At 66.1% G+C, this 2,798-nt stretch carries 4 protein-coding genes; 3 read left to right on the top strand and 1 reads right to left on the bottom strand.

The annotated features are described in order from the left end of the window. A partial coding sequence (locus BN9444_RS13350; RefSeq protein WP_478219573.1) for an arsenate reductase/protein-tyrosine-phosphatase family protein occupies positions 1–236 on the bottom strand: 236 nt, incomplete at its 3' end. Between the two features lie 46 nt (positions 237–282). On the opposite strand from BN9444_RS13350, the gene BN9444_RS13345 reads away from it, so the two are divergent. The 3 genes from BN9444_RS13345 to BN9444_RS13335 all read left to right on the top strand — a co-directional run. Beyond that, positions 283–1,416, top strand: a complete 1,134-nt coding sequence (locus BN9444_RS13345; RefSeq protein ID WP_068802217.1) for a Nif3-like dinuclear metal center hexameric protein — start codon at positions 283–285, stop codon at positions 1,414–1,416. A gap of 3 nt (positions 1,417–1,419) precedes the next feature. Next, entirely contained in the window at positions 1,420–2,127 is a 708-nt protein-coding gene (locus tag BN9444_RS13340) for a zinc ribbon domain-containing protein (protein ID WP_068802216.1), read from the top strand. Between the two features lie 21 nt (positions 2,128–2,148). Then, the coding region (locus BN9444_RS13335; protein ID WP_141681602.1) for a reverse transcriptase-like protein at positions 2,149–2,798 on the top strand (650 nt) is incomplete at its 3' end.

The raw sequence follows: 2,798 nt of genomic DNA, 5'->3' as shown, positions 1-2,798 counted from the left end.
CCGTCGTGGCCAGCGCGGCGCAGTTCGGCGATAGCGCGCTCGTCCGCGCCCTGGCCCACGTGCCAGCCGCCGAGGCCGCACGAAGAGGTACGGGCGGCGAGATCGAGCATGTCGTTTTCCATGGCGTCGCGGACAATGACCTCGGCCATGGGGGAGCGGCAGATATTGCCGGTGCAAACAAAGACGAGGTGCAGGCGCTTATCCGGCTCGCCGGAGTCGACATGAGGTGTGGTCATGGCGTCTAGGATAGTGGGCCAGAGCCCGAAACGAGAAAGCGAGATTATGACTACTGTTGGCGACATTCGCGCGGTGATGGATGCGGCCTACCCGCCGCACCTGGCGGAGAAGTGGGATGCGGTGGGGCTTATCTGCGGCGACCCCGCGGCCGAGGTGAAGAAAGTAGCCTTCGCGCTCGACTGCACGCAGGCCGTCGCCGAGCGCGCCGTGGCGATCGGCGCGGACATGCTCATCGTCCATCATCCTCTGCTGCTGCGCGGCGTGACAAGCGTTGCTGCCGATACCCCTAAGGGCAAGGTCGTCCACACCCTCCTCGCCGGAGGGGTTGCCCTTTTCGCCGCGCATACCAACGCGGACAAGGCCCGCCCGGGCGTGAACGATCGCCTCGCCGAGCTCGTGGGCATAAAGCCTGGCCGTCCCATCGTGCCGGTCGACCCTGAGGTCATCGACCACTGGGGATTCCACGTCCCGGCCAAGGATGCCGAGACCGTCAAGGCCGCCGTCTTCGCCGCGGGCGCTGGCGCCATCGGCAATTACCACGAGTGCTCCTTCGAATTTGCGGGCCAGGGCCAATTCAAGCCGGTGGAGGGAGCCAACCCGACGGAAGGGGATATCGGAAAACTTGAGCGCGTCGACGAACTGCGCGTGGAATTTGTCGCGCCCTCCTCGAAGCGCGGTGCCATTGAACAGGCGATCTTTGAGTCGCATCCGTACGAGGTGCCGGCTTTCGAGATCGTCGAGACAGTCGGCCGTAAGGACCTGGACACGGCGCTGGGGCTGGGGCGCATCGGCAAGCTTGAGCGGCCTATGCGTCTGCGGGAATTTACGCAGCAGGTGGCCAATGCTCTGCCGGAGACGGTGTGGGGCGTGCGCGCGGCCGGCGACCCGGACCGGACGGTGGAGACCGTCGCGGTGAGCTCCGGCTCGGGCGATAGCTTCCTGGAGGCGGCGGCGAAGCTCGGCGCGGATGTGTACGTGACCTCGGATATGCGCCACCATCCGGTGGATGAGACCTTGCGCGCACACGATATCGCGGTGATCGATACCGCACATTGGGCGAGCGAATTTCCGTGGACCGGGCAGGCGCGCGATATTGTGGTGGAGGCAACCGGCGTCAGCGCCGAGATTATCGAGTTGCGCACCGACCCATGGACGATCAGCGCACACAAGGAGAACTGAACTATGAAACTGCGCGTAGAACTGCACGAGGTACTGCTCGAGTTGGCGAACCTTCAGCGCTCCCAGGGCGTGGCTGTAGATGAACAGCTGCCTGAGGAGAAGGAAGTCGCCAAGCAGGAACAGAAGCTCGCCCGCCTGCGCAACGCCGCGGGTTCGGCCCAGATGGCTGTGGACGATATGGAGGCGGAGATTCTGCGCATCCAGTCTGACGAGCGCAAGCTGCGTCGCCGCGAGCGCGACGACAAGGCGCAGCTCACCGCGGAGCTCGACCCGGAAAAGCGCCGTGACCTGGAGCACGACCGCTACACCGCGAAGTCCCGCATTGCGGATCTCATGAGCGAGCTGCAGGAAGCCCACAACGAGATTCACGCGCTGCGCAACAACGTGGACGTCCACGGCGCCCAGATTTCCGAGGCCGAGCGTCAGCTTGAGGCCGCCCGCCGCGAAGCTCAGGCTGCCCGCGATGCCCTCGAGGCCCAGCCGGATCCCACGGTGCGCATCTCTGAGCTGCGCGACCTGCTGCCCACGGACGTGCTCGAGGAATACGACCGCCTCCGCGTCGAAAACGGCGTGGGCGCCGCGAAGTTCAAGAACCGCGCGTGCGGATCCTGCTACATCGAGCTCCCGCCGGCCGCCGTGGGCTCCATCCGCGGCGCCGCTCCAGAAGAGCTGCCCGAGTGCCCGGACTGCGGCGCGCTCCTCGTTCGCTAACTATTTTTTAAAGGCTGGTCAATGAAGGTCGTCATGTACACGGACGGCGGCTCGCGCGGCAACCCCGGCGTCGCCGGCTCCGGCACCGTCGTCTACGCCGCGGACGGAGTCACCGTCCTGCGTGAAATCGCCTACGTCGTGGGCAAGGGTTCTACCAATAACGTCGCCGAGTACCACGGACTCCTGCGTGGCCTCGAGGCCGCCCGCGACCTAGGTGCCACCGAGGTGGAGACCTACATGGACTCCAAGCTCGTCGTCGAGCAGATTTCCGGGCGCTGGAAAATCAAGCACCCGGACATGCAAAAGCTCGCGCTCGAGGCCCGCCGGATCATCTCTGGCTTCCAGTCTTTTTCCATTACCTGGGTCCCGCGTGCGAAGAACAAGGTGGCCGACGCCCTGTCCAACGACGCCATGGACGCCTGTGCTGCCGGGCACCCCGTCGGCATTGTCCAGCGTGCCGATGCCCCCGCTACCGAGACTCCGTCTCCCGCCCCCGCGCCGGCCTCTGACTCGGAGACCCCTATTCCTGCCTCCAACCTGTCCTGGCTCGGGGAGCGCGGACCCGTCACGCGCCTCATCCTCCTGCGGCACGGTGCCACCGCCATGAGCGAGGCCCACCAGTACGCCGGGCGCACCGACGCTGAGCTGTCCTCCGCGGGCCGCGCCCAAGC

It is taken from the genome of Corynebacterium phoceense (assembly GCF_900092335.1).
GTDB lineage: Bacteria > Actinomycetota > Actinomycetes > Mycobacteriales > Mycobacteriaceae > Corynebacterium > Corynebacterium phoceense.
The sequence above is the reverse complement of the archived record's forward strand: the minus strand, read 5'-3'. Positions and strand labels throughout refer to the sequence as shown.